The sequence below is a fragment of the Psychrobacter urativorans genome (assembly GCF_001298525.1).
Lineage (GTDB): Bacteria > Pseudomonadota > Gammaproteobacteria > Pseudomonadales > Moraxellaceae > Psychrobacter > Psychrobacter urativorans_A.
Window position 1 is genome coordinate 2200322 of the sequence record NZ_CP012678.1, and the last position, 21685, is coordinate 2222006.

The 21685-nt window shown below is 41.9% G+C and carries 19 protein-coding genes; 9 read left to right on the top strand and 10 right to left on the bottom strand.

What is annotated here, in order from left to right; translation table 11 throughout:
- Positions 1-17: 17 nt before the first annotated feature.
- From AOC03_RS09465 to uraD, 3 genes are all read right to left on the bottom strand, one after another.
- Positions 18-1250, bottom strand: coding sequence for a urate hydroxylase PuuD (locus AOC03_RS09465; RefSeq protein WP_062535417.1), 1233 nt, complete (start codon positions 1248-1250; stop codon positions 18-20).
- A 385-nt stretch (positions 1251-1635) separates the two neighbouring features.
- Positions 1636-2004: a hydroxyisourate hydrolase gene (uraH, locus tag AOC03_RS09470; protein WP_062535420.1), complete on the bottom strand. Its 369-nt coding sequence runs from the start codon at positions 2002-2004 to the stop codon at positions 1636-1638.
- Positions 2005-2101: 97 nt separating this feature from the next.
- Entirely contained in the window at positions 2102-2623 is a 522-nt protein-coding gene (gene uraD / locus AOC03_RS09475) for a 2-oxo-4-hydroxy-4-carboxy-5-ureidoimidazoline decarboxylase (protein WP_062535422.1), read from the bottom strand.
- Between the two features lie 383 nt (positions 2624-3006).
- Between uraD and AOC03_RS09480 the strand changes: the two genes are divergently transcribed.
- The 3 genes from AOC03_RS09480 to AOC03_RS09490 all read left to right on the top strand — a co-directional run bounded on the left by AOC03_RS09480 (position 3007) and on the right by AOC03_RS09490 (position 7822).
- The gene (locus AOC03_RS09480) at positions 3007-3693 is read left to right on the top strand and encodes a TetR/AcrR family transcriptional regulator (RefSeq protein ID WP_227514226.1); all 687 of its coding nucleotides are present in this window, start codon (positions 3007-3009) and stop codon (positions 3691-3693) included.
- A gap of 555 nt (positions 3694-4248) precedes the next feature.
- Positions 4249-6291, top strand: a complete 2043-nt coding sequence (locus tag AOC03_RS09485; RefSeq protein WP_062535424.1) for a TonB-dependent receptor domain-containing protein — start codon at positions 4249-4251, stop codon at positions 6289-6291.
- 172 nt (positions 6292-6463) lie between these two features.
- A complete protein-coding gene (locus AOC03_RS09490) occupies positions 6464-7822 on the top strand; it encodes a PepSY-associated TM helix domain-containing protein (protein ID WP_062535426.1) in 1359 nt (452 codons plus the stop codon).
- On the opposite strand, the gene AOC03_RS09495 is transcribed toward AOC03_RS09490, so the two are convergent.
- The 4 genes from AOC03_RS09495 to AOC03_RS09510 all read right to left on the bottom strand — a co-directional run bounded on the left by AOC03_RS09495 (position 7782) and on the right by AOC03_RS09510 (position 11922).
- Complete coding sequence (locus tag AOC03_RS09495; RefSeq protein WP_062535428.1) at positions 7782-8540, bottom strand: ABC transporter ATP-binding protein; 759 nt, start codon at positions 8538-8540, stop codon at positions 7782-7784. The genes AOC03_RS09490 and AOC03_RS09495 overlap by 41 nt on opposite strands.
- A 43-nt stretch (positions 8541-8583) precedes the next feature.
- Positions 8584-9615, bottom strand: coding sequence for an iron chelate uptake ABC transporter family permease subunit (locus tag AOC03_RS09500; protein WP_084785832.1), 1032 nt, complete (start codon positions 9613-9615; stop codon positions 8584-8586).
- A 69-nt stretch (positions 9616-9684) separates the two neighbouring features.
- Entirely contained in the window at positions 9685-10788 is a 1104-nt protein-coding gene (locus AOC03_RS09505) for an ABC transporter permease (protein WP_157049308.1), read from the bottom strand.
- 99 nt (positions 10789-10887) lie between these two features.
- Positions 10888-11922 carry a siderophore ABC transporter substrate-binding protein gene (locus AOC03_RS09510; protein ID WP_062535430.1) on the bottom strand — a complete coding sequence of 345 codons (1035 nt, stop codon included), beginning with the start codon at positions 11920-11922 and terminating at the stop codon, positions 10888-10890.
- Positions 11923-12382: 460 nt separating this feature from the next.
- Here AOC03_RS09510 and AOC03_RS09515 point away from each other — a divergent pair, with 460 nt between their 5' ends.
- From AOC03_RS09515 to AOC03_RS09525, 3 genes are all read left to right on the top strand, one after another.
- On the top strand, positions 12383-13534 hold the full coding sequence (locus AOC03_RS09515; protein ID WP_062535432.1) for an energy transducer TonB: 1152 nt from the start codon (positions 12383-12385) through the stop codon (positions 13532-13534).
- Positions 13535-13639: 105 nt separating this feature from the next.
- Positions 13640-14341: a MotA/TolQ/ExbB proton channel family protein gene (locus tag AOC03_RS09520; protein WP_062535435.1), complete on the top strand. Its 702-nt coding sequence runs from the start codon at positions 13640-13642 to the stop codon at positions 14339-14341.
- Between the two features lie 75 nt (positions 14342-14416).
- Positions 14417-14818 (top strand): ExbD/TolR family protein, encoded by a 402-nt coding sequence (locus tag AOC03_RS09525; RefSeq protein ID WP_062535438.1) that lies wholly within the window; start codon positions 14417-14419, stop codon positions 14816-14818.
- Between the two features lie 245 nt (positions 14819-15063).
- Here AOC03_RS09525 and AOC03_RS09530 read toward each other — a convergent pair whose 3' ends face one another.
- On the bottom strand, positions 15064-15591 hold the full coding sequence (locus AOC03_RS09530; RefSeq protein WP_062535439.1) for a DUF2799 domain-containing protein: 528 nt from the start codon (positions 15589-15591) through the stop codon (positions 15064-15066).
- Positions 15592-15885: 294 nt separating this feature from the next.
- Between AOC03_RS09530 and AOC03_RS09535 the strand changes: the two genes are divergently transcribed.
- Both AOC03_RS09535 and topA read left to right on the top strand, forming a co-directional pair.
- Positions 15886-16542 carry a hypothetical protein gene (locus AOC03_RS09535; RefSeq protein WP_227514227.1) on the top strand — a complete coding sequence of 219 codons (657 nt, stop codon included), beginning with the start codon at positions 15886-15888 and terminating at the stop codon, positions 16540-16542.
- 308 nt (positions 16543-16850) lie between these two features.
- Positions 16851-19529, top strand: coding sequence for a type I DNA topoisomerase (gene topA, locus AOC03_RS09540; protein ID WP_062535441.1), 2679 nt, complete (start codon positions 16851-16853; stop codon positions 19527-19529).
- A 103-nt stretch (positions 19530-19632) separates the two neighbouring features.
- On the opposite strand, the gene AOC03_RS09545 is transcribed toward topA, so the two are convergent.
- Positions 19633-20190, bottom strand: a complete 558-nt coding sequence (locus AOC03_RS09545) for a superoxide dismutase family protein (protein ID WP_062535442.1) — start codon at positions 20188-20190, stop codon at positions 19633-19635.
- A gap of 301 nt (positions 20191-20491) precedes the next feature.
- Here AOC03_RS09545 and AOC03_RS09550 point away from each other — a divergent pair, with 301 nt between their 5' ends.
- On the top strand, positions 20492-20914 hold the full coding sequence (locus AOC03_RS09550) for a hypothetical protein (protein ID WP_062535444.1): 423 nt from the start codon (positions 20492-20494) through the stop codon (positions 20912-20914).
- Between the two features lie 99 nt (positions 20915-21013).
- Here the strand turns inward: AOC03_RS09550 and AOC03_RS09555 are convergent, their stop codons facing one another.
- Positions 21014-21634, bottom strand: coding sequence for an META domain-containing protein (locus tag AOC03_RS09555; RefSeq protein ID WP_062535446.1), 621 nt, complete (start codon positions 21632-21634; stop codon positions 21014-21016).
- Positions 21635-21685: the final 51 nt, after the last annotated feature.

A 21685-nucleotide genomic window follows, 5' to 3' on the forward strand; every position in this document is an offset into this window, starting at 1 on the left:
CGATAACAGTTTTAAAATTATAAACCTGAGGTATAAGCGACTAGCTGCTGACGTTCTTCATCAGTAATCTTAGTGATGTTACCTAATGGCATATAACCACTTTGTACGGCTACCACAATTTTATCTTTATGAATTTTCAAATCTGCAGGCGTTTGAAGAATAATGCCTGCTGGTGGCGCAGCAAAGCCAGCTTGGGTTGGTTGTGCGGCATGACAAGTAGTACAGCGTTCATGCACAACTGCCATAATAGCTTCATCGCCTGACGCAGCGCCAGCCATAGCACTATCAGTAGATGTCGTTGCGCTAGTAACTGGTGCAGCAGGTGCCGCTACAATCGGTGCAGGGCGCATCCAGAAGACTAATGCAAGAGTAGCAATCGCAGGACCGATTAAATATCCTGGTTTATTGCGACCCAAGTGTTTTTCGTTGAAGAAATGACGGGCAGTTGCCGTAATAACACCTACGAATACCAATACCAACCAACCTTGTGCATGTGAATACATCATTGGATAGTGATTACTAATCATGATAAAAATTAACGGTAGGGTAAAGTAGTTGTTCATCACCGACCGGTTTCTGGCCATTAATGCTAAAGCGGCTACATCTGGACCTGGTTTTTCACCTTTACGAACGCAATCTACCAACGCACGCTGCGCAGGCATAATACCGAAGAATACGTTACCTGCCATGATTGTACCTAAGATGGCACCAACGTGGATGAATGAGGCGCGGTCACTAAACAGCTGATAAGAAGCCCAAGTGGCAATAACCATTAATATAAAGATAGTGACACTAAAAACCAGTTTATTTTTACCTATACGGCTACGAACAATAAGTTCATAAATAAGGTAGCTGCCAAACAAGAAGGCTAAACTGACAGCGATTGCTTGAATATTGGTAAACGCAATCTTAGTTGGATCTACCAAATAAGCAGTCGCATTGGCGTAATAGACGATAGATAGCATCGCCATACCAGTTAGCCACGTGGTATAAGCTTCCCATTTGAACCAATGAAGTGTTTTTGGCATCTCTTCAGGTTCAAGTTTATATTTGGCAATTTCATAGAAACCACCACCGTGAACAGCCCAAAGATCACCTGAAATGCCTTTTTTGGCTTTCCATTCTGGCGGCTTCTGAAGGCTCATGTCTAGCCATACGAAGTAAAAAGATGCGCCAATCCATGCCACACCAGCGATGACGTGAAACCAGCGGAAGAATAAGTTTAGCCAATCGAGATAATAAGCGCCCATGTAGCAAGTGTCCTTTTGTATTGCTATATCTTAGTAAGTGGTAACGGCGGCGGCACATCCTGTTGGTATAACAATCTAGTTATACCAACAGGATGAGACAAATAATGGCGGTGCCGGCTTAGATATCTGATGTCTGATTCTTTCAATACCATCCATAGGAGTAGCGAGAATCAAACGACTTTATATCAGTAAGCAATCTATTGTTTTAATTTAAATCGAGCGATTAAAACAATGAATCAAACTACAAGAATTAGCGATTTGTGATGTATTTACAGATTTAAAAATAATACTTTTACTAAATAATATTTTTACTAAATAATATTTTTACTAAATGCCCGTATTTGATACGCCTATCAGATCACAAAAACTTGATAGACATCATAAATTACGAACCGCGATACGTGCCATAGCCATGAGCACTTAATAATAGTGGCACATGATAATGAGTAGCATCGCTGACTACGAAATCGATGATAACTTGCGGATAAAACGCAGTCAGTTTTTGTGCGTCAAAGTAAGACTGAGTATCGAACGTTAAGGTATAACGACCATTGGCTAAGTTACACTCAGCGCTATCAACAGCAGCATCAAACTGCCAGCTATCAGGCGTTACGCGACCATCGTTGTTGGTCGTACCATTAGCCAGTAATGTAGCTTCACCGCTGTCTTTAATGCGATGTAGGGTAACTGCGATATCCGCAGCAGGCTTACCAAGATGAGTATCTAAAATATGTGATGAAAGGGTAGCGGACATAGTATTTCCTTATTATAGGTAAGTAATGATAGGGTTGTATGAGTATTACGGTGATGTCATTTGGCAGACATCACCTAGTAATGTGTTAATATATAATTTATGCGGCGCCTAATAGCTTTTGGATACGTAGACGCGTGATTTTATTTTGCTCAGCAGCGGCATTGGCAAGTTCAGTTGCGCGATCATTTGGTAGACGTGCCAATAATAAATCAAGCATTTGCTGCGCGCTTTTGCCAGTAGCGAATACAATGAAGATAAAGCCAAACTTATCTAAATAATCTTGGTTACCTTGAGCAAGGTCTTCGAGTACTTGGTCTTCAGCTTCAGCCGCACCTGATTGCTCATGTGCTGCGCTGTCTTGCGTGTTACGATATTTTTCTTTTAATGAATCAACGTTACCAATTTGTGGATGACCATCAAAGGCTTCCATTAAATTAGCTTCGCTGGTTTGCTCTGTATTCCAAGCATCGTCACTTGCAGCAAGCATGGCATCAATATCAGCAAAAGGACGTGCGCCAGCAAGCGTTTGTGCCCAGCTGCTGCTGGTACAGCAAGTTAAGAGTTGCGCGGTAGCATCTTCTTGAGAAAGGGCATTAAATTGTGACAGGGTTAAGCTCATGATGACATCCTTTTCTTTTAATAGGGAAGCCCGACAGTCTGTCAGGCAACAATGATATAGCAATCCCTTTGCATAACGTTTAAGTTATATAACTCGATAAGGCGTAAACCAATATTGTGAGGTAGCAACGTTCGTGATTAACAGTGAACGCGCTCAATAAAATAATCTGAGAGTTTAACTAGGTGAATCGTCTGCTAAAGTGATACTAATTAAAACGTAATTGGTTTATATTGTCTATTGTGCAAAAACCTGACCGTTTGGTCAACTATTTTATACAAAAACTTTCAATTTGTCGTGCTATGTTCTATAAAAAGTAGTATTTATTGTAACTACTGGAAGGAATATAGCGTCTTTTCTAACAAAAATGCCGTATGGGCTAAGTTATGACTATGATGACTCAAAATAATCAGAAAAATAATTCGTGTGCAACGGAAGCACCTCCCCCTCGCAGCCAGCAAGATATTCGTGCGCGCAATCAAGCACTGATTTTAACGGCAGCTGAGGAAGAATTTGTCCTCAAAAGCTATCGTGGCGCGACGATGCAAGGTATCGCTGACCGTGCCGGATTGCCAAAAGCCAATATTCATTACTATTTTAAAAATAAGAAAAATCTATATCGGGTAGTGTTACGCTCTATTATTCAAGAGTGGAACGAGGGCTTGGTGACCATGACGGTGGATAGTGATCCCAAAACGGTCATTGAAAAATTCGTTCGTACTAAGTTGCATCAAGCCTTTGCGCATCCCAATCGCCATAAGTTGTTTGCGGTGGAAGTCATCGGTGGCGCACCGCATCTGCATGATTTTATGTCGACAACGATGCAAGAGTGGGCACTTGATAAGGTGCAAGTGATGAAAGTATGGCATGAGCAAGGAAAAATCAGTATTGCTGATCCATTGCAATTATTAATTTTAGTATGGGCAACCACGCAGCGTTATGCTGAATTTGAAACTGAAATCGTCGGCTTAATGGGAAAAACGGCTTACGATAAAGAAGATGAAACTCGTGCCGCTGAGTTCTTAGTACCCTTTATTTTGCACGGCTGTGGACTTAAACCTGAATATGGTTAAAAAATATTACTTTTTTAGTTGGCAAGGTTTAATATCGGTTTTATATTTATGCTAATGAACAATATATATATTCCATTCATTATTCACCATTCTATCAGTTATTGCAGATAAAAAGCTGACTATTTAGTCAGCTTTTTTGACCTTTGAGTTTCTACTTTCTACAATCAATACGGTTGTTTCTACCACTTTTTTGTCAGTCCCGACTGGTTCAGTCACTATCATCCTATTTGAATCTGCATAATCAGACATGCACAGTCAGCTACTACCACCCAATTTTTTATTTCTACGTGATATTTTTTATTTCTAGTATTGCTAAATTATTAACAGTTCGTTATTATGCATTTCTTCTTAATGTTAATTATTATCATTTGTATTCGCAATACTGTTTTTATTTGCGAGTTGCGGACGCTTAAGACTACGGGTTGACAATAAATGCGGTACGCAAAATATATAAGCGCCCATCGCTCCAGACCAATATAGCGCTAGCTTCAACATACAAAAAATAATAGCACACAGAATTCTTGGGTTTTTACAGTCAAATAAAGTGAGTCAGTTATGCGTGAAGCGAGATTTTCTAGTCAATTAACAGTTTTATCAGTTGGTATAGCGGCAGTATTATGCTCACAGATGGCAAGTGCAGATACGACACCGAGTACTTCCTTACAAACGATTACGGTAACGGCGAACAGTTCGGTACGAGACAAGGTACAAGAAGGTTCTGTGTATACAGAAGATTATACGCCAGCTGCGCAAGCCGACCATTTAAGTGATTTTTTGAATGTTATACCAGGGGTTACTGTAGGCGGTACATCAACGGTCAATCAGCGTATCCGCGTACGTGGGCTCGATGATACCAATTTGAAAGTAACGATTGATGGCGCTCGACAAGAAGGTACTTTGTTTTATCATATGGGTGATGTGACCATTGACCCTGATTTATTAAAGCAGTCTGAAGTGGCGGTGGGTAATAATTCGGTGACGCTTGGTAATGACGCGTTAGGCGGCGCAGTGGCATTTAAAACCGTTGATGCCGCAGATTTGCTAAAACCGGGTCAAAAAATCGGTGCCAAACTACACGCAGGTTATGCCAGTAATAATGATGAGTTATTAACGTCAGCGACCGTCTTTGCTGCACCAACCGATAATATTGATTTATTGGCTTATTATGGCAAGCGCGATGCCAATTCGGGCGAGGATGGTAACGGTCGTGAGCTATTTGAAGACAGCAAAGGCGAAAATATCTTATTAAAAGCGGGTGCTTATATTGCCGAGGATCATCATATTGGCGCCAGCTTTAGCAGTACTGAAAAGAAAGGTATTTTCCCATTCCGCCCAGATTTTCCTAGTCGTAATGACGCGCCAATACCGCAAAATATTAAACGCGATACTTATGGGCTAGATTACACTTATAATCCGGCAAGCAAGTTGATAGATGTTGATGCCAATGTTTATCAAACCAAAACCCGCATTTTACGTGATTCTGACTATGTTACAAAACCCGGATTTGAGTTTGATGCACAGGTTAAAACCATCGGCGGGAAAATTCAAAATACCAGTACGATTGACACTAATATCGGCACGCACAAACTGATAGCGGGTGTTGAGCACTATAAAAAAGAATCAGAGATGTCGCGCGATTTTATTAAAAGTGGCAGTGATTCGGCAAAAAACACCTCTGTATATTTAGAAGACCAATGGCAAAACGGTAAGTTAACTTTAACGCCCGGTGTGCGTTATGACCGCTATGAATCTCCTGAGTTCGTTGCTGGTGGCAAAACGTACGATAATGTCGTCGGCGCACTTGCTGCCAGTTATGAAATTGCCCCAATGACGCAAGTGTTTGCCAGTTATACGCAGTTATTTAATGGTCCTGATCTCAGCCAAGCGATTTTTAATTCGGACGGTGACAATACTTACGTCAATAGCAATTTAAAAGCCGAAGAAGGGTCAAATGCTGAAATTGGTATTGTCAAGACATTGCGCGACTTAACGGTAGCAGGCGATGCGCTACAATTGAGTGCTAAATACTTTGAAACCGATATCGAAAACTTTATTCAATTTGTACGTTCTGGCGGTACTCGTGTTGGCTTAGACTGCGCAACTGGACAATCTGGCGGTACTTGCCAAGGTGTGGTAAATAGCGACGAAGATTATAAAATCAAAGGTGTTGAGCTTGCCGCTGATTATAAAGTGGATAACTTTAGTATGGGTTTGAGCTATGCTCGCGCGCGTAGTAAAGGTGACAAAACAGGCGATAGCATTCCGTCAGTGACTGGCAGTGGTTCGAACTCAGGCGATCGTTACATGGTGAACTTGAACTATGAGCCAAATGATGTCATTGGTCTAGGCTGGCGCAGTACTTATGTGGCATCGATCACAGACAACAAACAAAATACCAAGCCAAATTATGATGTGCATGATGTGTATATGAACTATACACCACGTCAAATGGACAATCTAAAGGCGACGGTTGGGGTATATAATATCTTTGATGAAGCTTACGCTAGCCACTCATCTCGCTTAAATACCGCTGATGATGCCGCTACAGACTTTGAGCCAGGTCGCAACATTAAAGCGTCATTGACCTATCAGTTCTAAATCACTACTGATTGATGAATAATGGATTGACTAATAAAAGATTGAGAAGTAAAAAAGCCAGCTGTCTGTAGATGAGAGCTGGCTTTTTATTGCACATTCTTCACAAGTTATTATCAATCAAGCCTTGGTTGTATCACGACCATTTATCTACATTAATAAAGAATAATAACCAATGATTTTATTTAATCCACGCCCAACCTGCCTTTGGATTCATCGTTATACTGGACTTGCGATAGCAGCTTTTTTAATTATTGCGGCTATTACAGGCTCGTTGCTAGCATTTCATGATGAGTTAGACGATATCTTTAATCAGCGTTTGGCTTATGTTGAGGATAGTCAAATGTCGACGCTAGCTATTGCTGTGCTTCATGACAAGGTAGTCAGTGCCTATCCAGAATATGGTTTTTCAACCATGCCAACTGCCATTGAACCAAAAAAATCAGCCGTCTTTATAGTTGATAAATTCCGAGGAAATAATAAAGTTAATCCTGAGCCATTATTCCAAGAAGTTTATATTCATCCCTTTACAGGTGACATTCTTGGCACACGTGATAAAGAGCAGTGGGCGTGGCAAAATACTATGTGGAAAGTATTTTGGTTGCACCGCGAATTGTTGCTTGGTGACATTGGCAAACTGATATTAGGCGTGGTGTCATTGGTTTGGACGATTAATTGCTTTATTGGTTTTTATTTAACCTTTCCAAGAGCGGTTAAAAATAGCAGTATTAATGATAAGTCTGCTATTAAAAAAATCCCTACTAAAAAACGCACTTCTCTATTAAAACGTTGGCTACCGGCATGGAAAATCCGTACCAAAACCAATACCTTTAAGCTCAATTATGACCTGCATCATGCGTTTGGCTTGTGGCTGTGGGTGATGCTGTTTGTGATTGCATGGTCGAGTGTGGGTTTTAATTTACAGCAAGTATACCAACCAGTGATGCAAGTTGTGGTCGGGCTTGAGGGCAGAGAAGGTAAAGGAAATAAAGCTGACAAATCTAGCGAGTTAGTGAGAAGTGAAACGGGCACCGCTAATCTGGTTAACAAAGCCAATAGTATTGAGTATTTAACGAAGCAAGCAAATATTGCTGCGCAAAAAAATGGGTTAAGCGTCACGCAATTATTGGGTATGCGTTGGGTAGAAGAAGACAATCAATGGCAACTGCGCTTTAAAACCAATAAAGATATTGGTAAAAAAGGCGGTGCGTCGTCGATTACGGTCAATGCAGGAGATGGTAGCGTTGAGCGCGTGAATTTTGCTTATCAAAATGCGTCATTTGGTAGTAAAACTGACCAATGGTTGTCAACCTTGCATATGGGACATATTAGTCAAGGCGTAGGTCATCTGCTATATCAGATATTTTTAGCCTTGATTGGATTAGCGGTCGCGGTGTTGTCTGGTACAGGCGTATATTTATGGTACAAAGGACGACAACAGCGCTTAAAAGCTGCGCAAAAGTATAAGCGTCAATCTTTAGAGCTGATAAGTATTACACCGTATCGACAATCACCGGACGACCTTGATGGTTAAGTACGGTCACATCAACGTTATAGAGGTCTTTCATGGTTTCTTTGGTAATTACATCGACTGGGCGACCGATTGCCATTACCTGTCCGTCTTTCATCGTCACAACGGTATCAGCGAATTGCGCGGCTTGATTGATATCATGTAAGACGATGACCACCGTTTTTTGCTGAGTATGACTTAATTCACGTAGCTCACGCATCAAGCGTCCAGAATGATACATGTCCAAATTATTCAACGGCTCATCGAGTAATAAATACGGCGTATCTTGGCAAACAATCATCGCAATCAGCACACGTTGCCGCTGTCCACCAGAGAGCGCAGATAAAAAACGATCGGCTAATGGTTCAAGCTCAAAGCGCTCGATAATCTCATCTACTTTTTGCTGATCTTTCGCAGTGGGTCGTCCTTGATGATACGGATAGCGCCCGAACATCAGTAGCTCATGCACCCGCAGTCGCCCTTGGACTTGATTATCTTGACTGAGCATCGCTACCGTCGTGGCAAGCGTGCGTGCATCGCATTGGACAATATCGTGCTCAGAAAAACTGACTTGTCCACTTTGCAGCGGTTGCAGGCGTGCCATTACCGAAAACAACGTTGATTTACCCGCGCCATTGGGACCAATTAAGGCAATGACTTGTGAGGATGGCAAAGATAAGCTAATGTCATGTAAGATTTTTTGCTTGCCAATATGATGCGATACGCCAGTTATTTTAATCATAATCGTTCTTATTTTTAGCTGAATGTGTAATAAACTCTAAACCTTAACGGCGCTGTGACATAAATATCAATGCTAAAAATACCAAGCCACCTGCCAATTCAATGACTACTGACAATAAGCCAGCCATACCTAAGACTTGCTCGAACACAGTTTGACCCAGCACTAAACAAATCATCGCTACTAAACTGACTAATATCAAGCGTTCGCTATGATACATATTACGCGCCATGCGATTAGTCAATGCACAGACCAATAAACCAAAAAAAGTCACTGGTCCAACCAATGCCGTGGCGGTTGCGACCAAGACGGCGATAACGGTTAATAACCCAAAGGCTAAACGTTGATAATTTATACCGAGATTAATAGCCTGCGCTTTACCAAGCATCAATACATCACATTTAAAACGCCAACGCCAAATAAATAGTGCACTCACCACACAAATAAAGAGACTGATACCAAGGAGCTGCGGATTGACAGTATTAAATTGTGCATAACTTGCCGATTGCACCACCACAAAATCATCTGGATTAATCAGCCGCGCAATCAGTGCTGATAAGCTGCGAAACAACACGCCAAAGATGACGCCGACTAATATCAGCCGTGTTAAATCCTGACTGCTTTTGGAGAATAGTAGTTTAAATAGCAATAGCGACGCGCCAAACATCAACACAATCTCAAGTGAAAATTTAGCAATCAGATTAAGACTGGTAAAGCTAATCGCGCCCAAGAAAAACACTAGTAAGCTTTGGAGCAATACATACAGCGAATCAAAGCCCAACAATGAGGGCGTCAAAATAGGATTGTGGGTTAAGGTTTGAAATAGCAGAGTAGAGACGCCAATCGCATAACCGACTACCATCAGCGCCAAGAGTTTTTTACCGCGCAGTGGCAAGGCAAAGTCCCAATGCCCATGAACATTAACCGTCAAAAATAAAATGGCTGAAATGAGTAAAATGATCGTAGCAATGAATTTGGGATGCTGAGCAATCACTGACCATAACCTTGATGGTTTGGTAGATGAGGACAACTGAGGTATATCTATATCTGCTGTAGTTGAGGCGGAATGTGAATGCATATGCTAATCTTCTCAAAGAGAATGGCAGGTAAAATAATCAAGTTAGGAATGATAAGTCGGTTATAAAAGTCAGGATTCGGCAGGCGCACGTAATAGCAGCCATAAAAATATCACTGTACCGACCACGCCAAACACGGTTGCTACTGGAATCTCGAACGGATAACGAATAGAGCGCCCGATAATATCGCAGAGTAATACCGCTGAAGCACCAAGCAATGCAACCGCTGGCAAGCTGCGCCTGAGCTTATCGCCCATAATACGACTGACGATATTCGGCACGATTAGACCAATAAATGGAATCATCCCAACCGTAACTACAACCACGGCACTCATCATGGCGACCATGCCGACGCCAATCCACGTTACATGACGCTTACTGATGCCTAAATTTAAAGCAATATTGTCTCCCAAACCAATGATAGTCAGTTTGTCGGCGATAATATAAGCGATAATGCAAAGTACGCCAGTGAACCAAAGCAGCTCATAGCGTCCTGCTAACACGCTTGAGAAGTCGCCAAATTGCCAAACGCTGAGCATCTGTAACGTCTCAGTTTGATAAGCGATAAATGTAGTAATAGCATCAATAATGCCGCCAAACACAATGCCTATCAGCGGAATCATCAAAAAGTCAGTTGGCGGGATACGGTGAATAAGTAGCATAAAGAGCATCATGCCAAATACCGCAGCGATGGTTGCCACACCCATTTTAATAATCAAAGCGCTGGCAGGAAAAAATAAACTCACTACTAATAAACCCAATGCAGCACTTTGGGTTGCACCCACCATTGACGGTTCAACGAAGCGATTTTTAAGCACCACTTGGATAATCATGCCCGCAACCGCCATGGCAATACCGGTCAAAATAATAGCAATAGTCCGCGGCAAACGGCTGACCAACATCAATGAGCTGTCAGAATTGGCGCTGTGATTGATAAGGCTATGAAAAATCCCTGACCATGAAAAATCCGCCACACCAATCGATAAACTTAGCAATACCAACAGCGCCATCACAATGAGGCTTGCTGTATTGATTAACCAAGGTGGGATTTTTGTATGGCGCGGCTTATGGTTAGGATAACTGCTAATATTCCGCTGCCACCGCGATTGGGCAGTGGGCAAAGAGCTGCTAGGGTTGTCAATATCGACAGTAGTATGATTAGAAAATAGTGACATAACGGCGGATAGCTTATTACTGGTTTACAAATGGTGATTTAAATTTTCTTACCTGATATTGATAACTCAAAAAATTTAGAGTTTATAAAACAGTACCTGTTACTTGGCGTTCGCAAATGCGGTTTTAATCGCCGTTAAATCTTGCATCCACTGCTGATAACCACCAAAAGCTAAATAAGAATCTGGACTCAGATAAACCACTTGGTTTTTCTTCCATGCCGTGGTTTGCGCAACCAATGGATTATCCAATACGGCTTTGGCACCCACACTGTCTTCACCAATAGCGGCACTGCGATCAATTACGAATAACCAATCAGGATTGGTTTTTTGCAAATATTCAAAGGATACTGGCTGACCATGTTTGGCATCTTCAATCTTGCCATCTACCATCGGCACACCTAACACCGTATGCACAAAGCCAAAGCGTGATTTATAACCATAGGCTGACAGCTTATTACCATTGACCATCACCACCAAGCCATTGCCTTTATTCTTGGTTAAAGGTTTGGTTTCTTCAATCAGACCGTCAATGTTACTTTGGAGCTTAGCCGCTTGATCGCTTTTACCGAACAGTGCGCCTAAGTCATGTAAACGCTGCTTGCTTGATTCATAAATATTAGCGGTATCAATACTCATATCGAGCGTTGGGGCAATATTTGACAGCTCATTGTATTTTTCTGCCATCCGTGAACCGACTAAAATAGCTTGCGGTTGCATGGCATTTAATGCTTCAAGGTCAGGCTCAAAAACAGTACCCATTTCTTTCGGGTCAGGCTGTTTTTTTGATTGTAAATTATCCAAATGCAGACCACTTGGCTTACCATCAATAGCCACATCTAGCGCTGCTAAATCTTGCATTAACGTCATGTCATACACCACAATCGGTGATGGATTAATCGGTAAACTCACTTTGCCTTTAACTGTATCAACATCGATAGTGCTGGCAGAGACAGCGTCATTATCAGACGCCGTAGAGGTCGCATTTTCCGTTGACGCAGTATCGCTAGATTCAGGCGATGAACAGCCTGTTAGGCTGATGCTGGCAAGCAAGGCGGCGGTCATAGCGGTTAACAGAGGACGTTTGAATAAAGAAGACGTGACAGAATTAGTCGTAGCAGGGATATTGGTAAACATAAAACACTCGGTATATTGCAGGTTATAATCAGTACGTTTAGGAAAGATTAGCAAAGTAGAGAGCAGCGCCCATTTCACAGTTTATATTTTTACAGCTTATATATTGGCGCTCACTCAATGCTTATCGGTTATTACGCTTCGTTTTATTATTAATGTATAAAATACTATTAATAACATAGAGCCAATAAAGAGCGTTCATGATAAAGGAATTAATGCTTTTTATCAATGATAATGATAACGATTTCTATTAATAGTACGGTTTACCTTTATTAGGAAATCAGTAATTACTATAGTAGACGGGGCTTGTAGCTACATTTAAAAAAGAGTTTTGAAGAAGGTAAGAGAGTATTTAGTAGATATAAGAGAGAATAATTATCAATAAATTTATTATTTTATTGATAATAGTTATCGTTTGTATTAATATCAAGCCACTTCGATTTTAGCCAAATGTTAGGGTGTTATGGAACCAACGAATTTCAACGCGCCACCACGTAAATTGACCTTGATTGCTATCAGTGGCGTTGTGGGGTTGCATGTGCTCACGGCAATGGCGTTGGTTGCCATAAAACCCGCGCCGCCTATTGATAAAGTGATGGAAACGCCACCTATCGAAATACAAATGATAACGCTGCCTGTTGAAGTGCAAGAACTTGAAACTGTCAAAGAGAAGGTAAAGCTTGAAAATACGCCAGCGCCTACTCCTGTTTCTCAAGTTATCCCTGAAGCAAAAGTTGCTGCTAAGCCTGAACCAGTTAAGCAAAAATCGACGTCTACACCAATTACTGAGCCGAAAATTAAGCCTGAATCTGATATAAAGCCAAAACCTGAAACCAAGCCTAAGCCTGTTGAGAAAGCAAAACCGCCAGTAGCACATAAAAGGGTGGAAGAAAAAAAACCAGAGCCAATTGTTCATCAAGATGATCTTGTAAAAGAGACGCGCGATATCAAAAATAATGCCGAAGCTGAGCAAGCGCTAGCAGAAAAACAGCGTCAAATTGATGCGGTGCAGAATGCCCAACGTGCTGCTGAAGCCGCTGCTATATTTGATGCTCAAAAAGCGCAAGAAGCAACGCAGGCAGCAGCACAGGCAAAAGCTCAGCAAGATTCTGCTATGCGTGAACAGCAAGCAGCAGATGCCAAATCAGCAAAAGCGGCTAAAGAGACGGCAGAGAAAGCCGCACAAGAAAAAGCGGCGCAAGATAAAGTCAAAGCCGACCAACAAGCAAAAGCTGCCAAAGATGCTGAAGCGGCGGCAAAAGCGCAGGCAGATGCCAAAGCAAAAGCGGATATGACAAAAGCCGAGGCTGCCAGTAACACCCCAGTGAATTTTAGTGCCAGTAACGCCAATTGGAAATCAAAACCAAACTTTAGCTTTCCTGACCGTGCCTCAAGGGGTGCTAACTCGGGCGATACCTTTAATGTGGTGTTGGTACTACGAGTCAACAAGCAAGGCGGCATTGATAGCGTCCGTTTGGCACAATCCTCTGGCAATGCCATTCTAGATAAAGAAGCGCAGCGTCAAGTTCGCTCCGGTAAATTCAAACCATTTATGAACAATGGCGCGCCCGTGGTGGGCAATGTGACTTTACCTATCAGCTATGCCGTACCTTAAAATCATCCACTTATAAGCTTATTCAATTATAATTTTTCATGATAGAACCTCATGCGATAGTCGCAGCAGGTTTATGTGATTGCACACTTTATTAAGGAGTCTGACATGGACTTTGCAAGCTACTGGCAATATAGCGACATGGTGACCAAAAGCCTGTTTTTCGTACTCTTGCTCTTATCGATGTTTTCTTGGGTAACCGGTATCCTCCGCGTGTTGCAAAGTCGCAAGCTGGCGATGGACGTTGCTGATGATTTAAGTCAGCAAATGCAAGAAAAGCGTCCCGCATTGTCAGGATTGGATGCCGCAGGACGTCGTTTGGTCACTGAGCAAGCCTTGCTCCAACATATCGGACGCTATCGCTATACCAGTGAGCGTGGTTTGCCTATCTTAGGTACGACTGCCGCCATTGCGCCATTTATTGGGCTATTTGGTACGGTATGGGGTATTTTTCATGCGCTACATAATATTGGTGTCAGTGGTCAAGCGGGGCTTGGACAAGTTGCCGCTCCCGTTGGTGAAGCGTTAATTATGACTGGTTTAGGTATTGCCGTTGCTATTCCAGCCGTGGTGTTTTATAACCTTGCCGTGCGTATCAACCGTCGTGTCATGTACCATGCCAATGATCGCGCGCATGATTTGCTAGCGCAATCTGTTGTCCTAACAACCGCTCAACCGGCAGCGGATCAAAGTCATCCTAATCATGCTCAGGTAGCAACCAATGTAGCAAAGACTGGTGTGAGTCATACTAAACCAGTTTTTAATGAGCAAAACTCTGACCAGCATAAATCGTTACCTTCACAATTATAAAATGAAAGTCGCGCTGTATATAAACAGAACTGGTTAGAACAATGACACACAATTGCGAAAATGATTGAGAACTCTATGGCATTTCAGTTAGGTGATGATGACGTACAAGGCATGAATGAGATGAACCTCATTCCGCTGATTGATGTCATGTTGGTATTGATGATTATATTTTTATTGACCGCTACAGTCTTGAATCCTACCGTGCCGCTCGATTTACCCAAGACTAGCGCAGTTATCAATGAGCAGCCGCCCGAAGTGATTCAAATCAGCATTGATAAAGATGCAGGTATTTTTTGGGACAGTGAGCCTGTCAGTATAGAAGAGTTAAATGTGCGGCTACAACAACAAAGTGCGACGGGCAAAGATCCTGCTATTCAGCTGCGCGCGGACAAAGACAGCAAATATGATACCGTGGCGCAAGTACTAGCGTCGGCAAGCCAAGCAGGACTGAGTAAAATTGCCTTTGTGAATGAATAGCTTTTATAAATGAATAACAGGCACTAAAAACAAGCGCTCACAATACAAGCAAATGCGGTTAGTAATAGAAAAATCAGCAGAATAAAAAGAAAAATAAATAAAATAATAAAACTTATCTCCAACCTCGCAAGGATTACCCTGCGGGGTTTTCTTTATTTGACTACTATATTGTTGATGGTTAAATTTATTATTAAATCGGATAATTTATAACAAGTATTAAGCACTATTGAACCGCTACTTAATTATTACCAACCATAACCAAAGGGGCGATAAGGATAGTCAAAGCGTCCGTAGCCATAACCAAACGGCGATGGCGAGTAATAAGGCGAACGTAAGTTATCAAGGTCACGTTGGCGGATATAATAGTAGCGCCCTTGTGCATACGCCTCTTCTAGCTTTTCAATGCCGTCAAGGGGACAGACAGGCTGCCAGTCATAGCCTTCACGACCAAGCTTATAGGCATTTAGTTCGGTACAATATTTTTTCAGTCCTTGCTGGCGACCTTGCTCCCAAACGATACGATTGGGCGTTGCCCCGACGACGCTGGCGCAGCTATTAATATAGTGACCAAAGTAATCCCCTGAGCGACCGCGCAGCCCATCTGTATAGCCAACTTCTTGCCAATTACTGGCTTGGCACTGCTGCGGTGTTAGGCTTTGAGTCGTCGCACAACCGGATACAGCCAGTAGCGCAGCCCCCATTAGTGTGAGTACAGACAGAGTTTTATGGGTAGACAGCAAAGACAGGGACGGTGTTTTTATAATATTAGTCATAATAAACCTGCGCACGTTTAAAATTATGGTTTATCATAGCATTTTTTATTATCAGTAACATTTGATGTCTTGTTATCAGATTTATTTTAATGATTCTTAAGAGATTGATATAAAAGGTTAAATAGTAAGATGCTGGCGAGTAATACGGGTCGCAAACAAGGGTGTAAACTTGATTTTTAAATAGGTGTGCCTATTTAAGTACTTGCTTAAGTACCTATTTAATTACCTGCATATCACGATCGGCTGTACTTTATTGGCAGTTAACATTTAATTCAGCTAAAAGGCTAGAGTGTCATGGGAATATGGATTGCCGTTGCTATTGTACTATTCGTATTCGGGAGTATGATGGCACTCAAACCGAGCGGTATTGACCAACGTTTGGATAGACTACGCATGACTGCGCGTCGGCTAGAGCTCAATCCAAAGCTGGTTGCTTGTCCGGATTGGATCAAAGGTAAAGACAATGAATATGGTCGCGGTATGCTTGGACAATATGGCTTAGTGCTGGACAATGTACAAATGCCGCACACACGCTATAAAGCGATTGATGGACAATGGCGTCCTGATAGCGGTGTTGCTGATAGCACCTCGGGCAGTGGTGGACATGTGTCTACGAGCTTTAATTTAGATAAAGTGGCGCTGGCACTACCACCAACGATTGAACCCTTTGTCAAAGCGTTATTGATTAAAGCCAATAGCATTGTCATTTATTGGGAAGATATCGCTTATGTGCGTCCGGCAACCAATCCTGCCTATAAGTCTTTTGAGATTGAAGCAGACTTATTGATACTAAAAGCGCAGCTTGAACAGTGGGCATTACAAATGCAGGCAAGTCCGCGCAGTCGTGCTAACAATATTAATGCTAATGATAGTAGTGTTAATAGTCCTCATAAAAATAGCACTCATAAAAATAGTGGCATTAATAGCAAAATGCTCAACAAAAGCTTTTAATTAAAAATTGCTTATCAAATTGTAGTAGTGCAGATAAAAACTTAATAGCAAGTTTTCTAAAAACAATAAGCTTGTATTTATCAGTCATATAAAAGGTTGTTTCGTGACCTGCGTATTTATTTACAGTTGACATCTTAACTCTTAGCAGTGTAACGTCTTGATAGCTTTAGCTCTATTTGATAGTTTTCGTCTGTTTTATGACCATTTTTATTAGCAGTAGCCGTTATAATAAATAAATGAGCGATAACAACGGGCAACGCTGCTAAATTCTATTTACTTTTAATTCATTTATTCTGGTGTCGTCACAAATGGCAAAAACCACAAGTACAAAAAGCGCAACGTCTATCGATGAACCTTCTGCCAATAGCGCTAAGGGTAAATCGTTGGTGATCGTTGAATCACCCGCCAAAGCAAAAACGATTAATAAATACTTGGGTAATGACTTTATCGTACGCTCTAGTATTGGGCATGTGCGAGATTTACCAGTGGGCGCGAGTAAAGGCGCTAAAAAGGCGACAACGACTAAAAAAGACGAGGGCTTAAGCAAAGAAGAAAAAACTCAGCAAGCCTTGGTGCGTCGTATGGGCGTTGACCCTGAGCATGGCTGGGCGGCAGTTTATGAAGTGCTGCCGAATAAAACCAAAGTTATCAAAGAACTAAAGGCGTTAGCCAAAGACGCCGATAAAATCTATCTGGCAACGGATATGGATAGAGAAGGGGAAGCCATCGCGTGGCATCTCAAAGAAGTGATTGGTGGTGCTGATAGCAAATATGAGCGCGTGGTCTTTAACGAGATTACCAAAACTGCCATTCAAAATGCCTTTAAGCAGCCGTCAAAACTTGATATCGACCGCGTGAATGCGCAGCAAGCGCGACGCTTTTTGGATCGCGTGGTTGGTTTTATGGTATCGCCACTGCTATGGCAAAAAGTTGCCCGTGGTCTGTCGGCAGGTCGCGTACAGTCGGTTGCCATGCGTCTGGTCGTTGAACGTGAGCATGAAATTCGTGCCTTTATTCCTGAAGAGTACTGGCAGATTTTTGCAGATACCCATATTGCAGATAGTAAAGCCAAAAACGCTACAGACGCTGAGCAAACGCCTATTCGTCTAGAAGTGACCAAACAAGATGGCAAACCATTGAAGTTGGTCAATAAAGAGCAGACCGATAAGGTTTTAGACGTTCTTAATTCTGCAAGTTATATCGTCAAAGAACGCGAAGAGAAACCAACGCAGTCGAAACCTAGCGCGCCGTTTATTACCTCGACATTGCAACAAGCAGCAAGCACGCGTTTAGGTTTCTCTGTTAAAAAGACCATGATTTTGGCGCAGCGTCTGTATGAAGCCGGTCATATTACTTATATGCGTACCGATTCGACGTTTTTATCTGGCGATGCCTTAAATACTGTTCGTGGTTATCTTGAAGATAATTTTGGCAGCAAATATGTGCCAGAAAAGCCCAATTTTTATGGTAATAAACAAAACGCCCAAGAAGCGCATGAAGCGATTCGCCCCTCTGCTGTGCATGTAAAATCTACCCAACTTAAAGATGTCGAGCGTGATGCGATTCGTCTGTATGAATTAATTTGGCGTCAGTTCGTGGCTTGTCAGATGACACCTGCGAAATATCTGTCGGTCAATCTATTTGTAGCGGCTGCTGACGTTGAGTTAAAAGCGCGCGGTCGTACCATGGTCTTTGATGGCTATACCAGAGTATTATCTCCCGCCAAAACCGATGACACCTTATTGCCAGATGTTAAAAAAGGCGATGAGCTGATTTTAGATAAGCTCGATCCCAGTCAGCATTTCACCAAACCTGCTCCGCGCTTTACCGAAGCGAGCTTGGTGAAAGAGCTTGAGAAAAAAGGCATTGGTCGTCCCTCCACTTATGCCTCAATTATCTCAACCATTCAAGACCGTGGTTATGTAAAACTTGAAAACAAACGCTTATTTGCTGAAAAAATGGGTGATATTGTCACTGATAGATTAACGGCAAGTTTTCCAGATTTAATGGATTATACCTTTACTGCCGCGTTAGAGGACAAGCTCGATCACGTTGCTGAAGGTGAGCAAGATTGGAAAGATGTGCTAGATGATTTCTACAGCGACTTTAAAGTGAAGCTTGAGCACGCTAAAGATAAAGACGGGATGCGCCCTAATGATCCGACCGATGTACCAGATATCCATTGCGACTTGTGTGATCGTCCGATGCAGTTGCGTACCGGCTCTACAGGCGTATTTTTAGGTTGTACTGGTTATAACTTACCGCCTAAAGAGCGCTGTAAAGGCACCAAGAATTTAATGCCAGTAGAGGCTTTTGCCAATCTCGATGACCCAGAAGGCGATGATGAAGCCGCTGAAGTCAGAGATTTAATGGAGAAAAAGCGCTGCCCGAAATGTGGTACGGCAATGAATGGTTATATTGTTGACGGCGGCTTGAAACTGCACGTCTGTGGTAATAATCCTGATTGTGATGGTTATGTGTTAGAAGAAGGCAAGTTTGAAATACCGGGTTCGGATTCTCCTACCATTGATTGTAATAAATGCGATGGGCAAATGGAGCTTAAGACCGGACGCTTTGGTCCTTACTTTGCGTGTCAAAAGTGTGACAATACGCGCAAAGTGTTGAAAACGGGTGAGGCTGCACCGCCACGCATGGATCTCATTCATTTGCCAGAGCTAAAATCGGCGAAGCATGAAGACTACTTCATCTTACGTGAAGGGGCGGCAGGTATGTTCTTAGCAGCTTCTAAATTTCCAAAAATTCGTGAGACGCGTCCACCAAAATTAGCTGAATTAAGAGAAGTTAAAGATAAGATGGAAGAAAAGTTCCAGTATCTATTTGCCGGACCAGACGAAGATCCTGACGGTAACCCAACCATTTTACGTTGGTCACGTAAGAAAAAAGAGCAATATATCGGCTCTGAGAAAAACGGCAAAGCCACGCGTTGGGGTGTGTACTGGCGTAATGGCGAATGGGTAGAAGAGTAATTGAGCTATTTCTCGCTTAATCTATAATAAGTGCTCAATAAAAAACCTCTTATTCATTAAGAGGTTTTTTTATATCATAAATAATTTTTACAAATAAAATTTATTAGTTCTTTTCAATAATACCGCAAGCAATACGGTCACCTGATGCACCCGCTGGTTGGCTAGTGTAATCATCAGCACCACCATGCACGATAAATGCCAAACGGTTGACGCTATATTTGCCTGCTTCTGCTGCAGAGATTTTCTTATTCACATAGTTAATCGTCGCGACGCCATCAGAATTAGCAGTCAAATTCGGCAAGTCACCAGCATGACCATTCATATCATCAGGATTAGAATGCGGCTTATTGTCTGGATTAAAATGTCCGCCTGCTGCTTTACCCATCATATCGCAGCTTCCGGTTTCATGAATATGCAGCGCAACTGTCTGACCCGCTTTTAAATGCGTCAACTTACCATAGACTTGCACGCCACCGTCAACAGGACGTAAATACATTTGACCGACTTCGGTATGACTGGCATCAGTGGTTTTAATGATTGATTTTAGTACGGGCTGACTGAGTGGATTTCCAGTTTTGAGCTGTCCTTCTGTACTTTGGCAACCGGTTATTGCTAAAGCAGAACCACATAACAAGGCACTCGCCATTATAATTTTTTTCATTATTATCTCCACTTATATTTAATTTTATTAAAATCCATTTTAGATAAAATGGTCATTATTCTTTAACTCGTAACCAGTATAGCGAAGCATCAAAAATAGATATTCATTAGAAGCGCAACAAAGCGTTACTATATGTAAGCTGCGGCTAACAGAGAGTCTTATATTAATAACAGAACGTTAAGATAAGCTGACGAAATGACATGGTAAATAAAGCAGCAGTCCTGCAAAATAGCTGTTTGATAGTAGGTTTAAATAATAACTAAGTTCGTAATAACTAAATTCGTAATAATTAGGAGTGAGCATGAAAGCTTTGTTTAAATTGGTCGGCTCAACTGGATTGGTCGTGGTAATGTTAGGGGCGGGAACTGTCACCGCGCAAGCAGCAACGCAAACAGGCGACACGCAATATAGTGACGATTGCGGTGCTAAAGAGTTGCGTATGAATAAAGGTCGCTATGATGTGAGCCGAGCTGGTGCAGTAAAGGGTAACAACTACTGTGAATACTACTTTTATGCTAAAAAAGGGCAGCGGGTAAGTGCGACGATCGTTGGTAGCGCTGATTTATATCCTATATTGTACGGCACTAACTCAACAGATTTAAGCACGCAAACGGTCACACTTAATAAAACCGGCAAGCATATTATCCGTGTATTACAGCCACGCAATCAAGCACGCGCCAGTAATATGTCTAAGCCGTATTATTTGACGCTGAAGATTAAGTAAGCTGTTTTTTCATAAGATTTATGGATAGTTAAAGCACAGTCAATATGAACAAAAAAGCCAAGCATTTATTGCTAGGCTTTTTTGCGTTCCAAACTTAAATTAACGCTGAGGCCTTTCTTTATTTTGCCAAACTAAGGTTTCGCCTGATGCCATTGTTTGTAGTAGGTTATAGGGTGGAAACTGAGTTTGGTTTTTTGATTCCAGTTTTTTGGATTGTAAGCTTAACGTGAGATTACTGCTGCTATTGCGCATTAAATCAAATAGAGCGGTCTCAATGCGATTGCCTGTTTCACCGCAATTTATCGCGGAACTAAGGATGTTACTTACCTTGAAAGTATTATCTGTTAACAGAAAATAGGGCGCACTAGAACCATTGCAGTCTGCATTAAAAGCAACATATGGACCGTCTGGACTATTTCTAAATTCGAGTGAAATAGGATGGTTAGGATAATAAAAATCACTGATAGGCTGTCGAGATATAATCTTTCTATTATCATCAAAAGTATTATGAACAGCGCTAACCAAACGCCAGTTGTAGCGCTCTAACAGCTCGTTAGTAATAGATAAGTCAGTATGAGTAGGTAAGGCGTTTTTTACTGTCGTCTCGTCTGTAATTTCAGAGTTATTTTGAATAGGGGTTGTATTGATGATGGCAGCGGTCAGCTGAGCCTTTGCAACAGAAGTGGATTGACAGCCTATTAGACCTATTGAAAACGACACAACTGAACATACGTATAGAGCTGAACGGTTTAACATTATTATTATTACCAA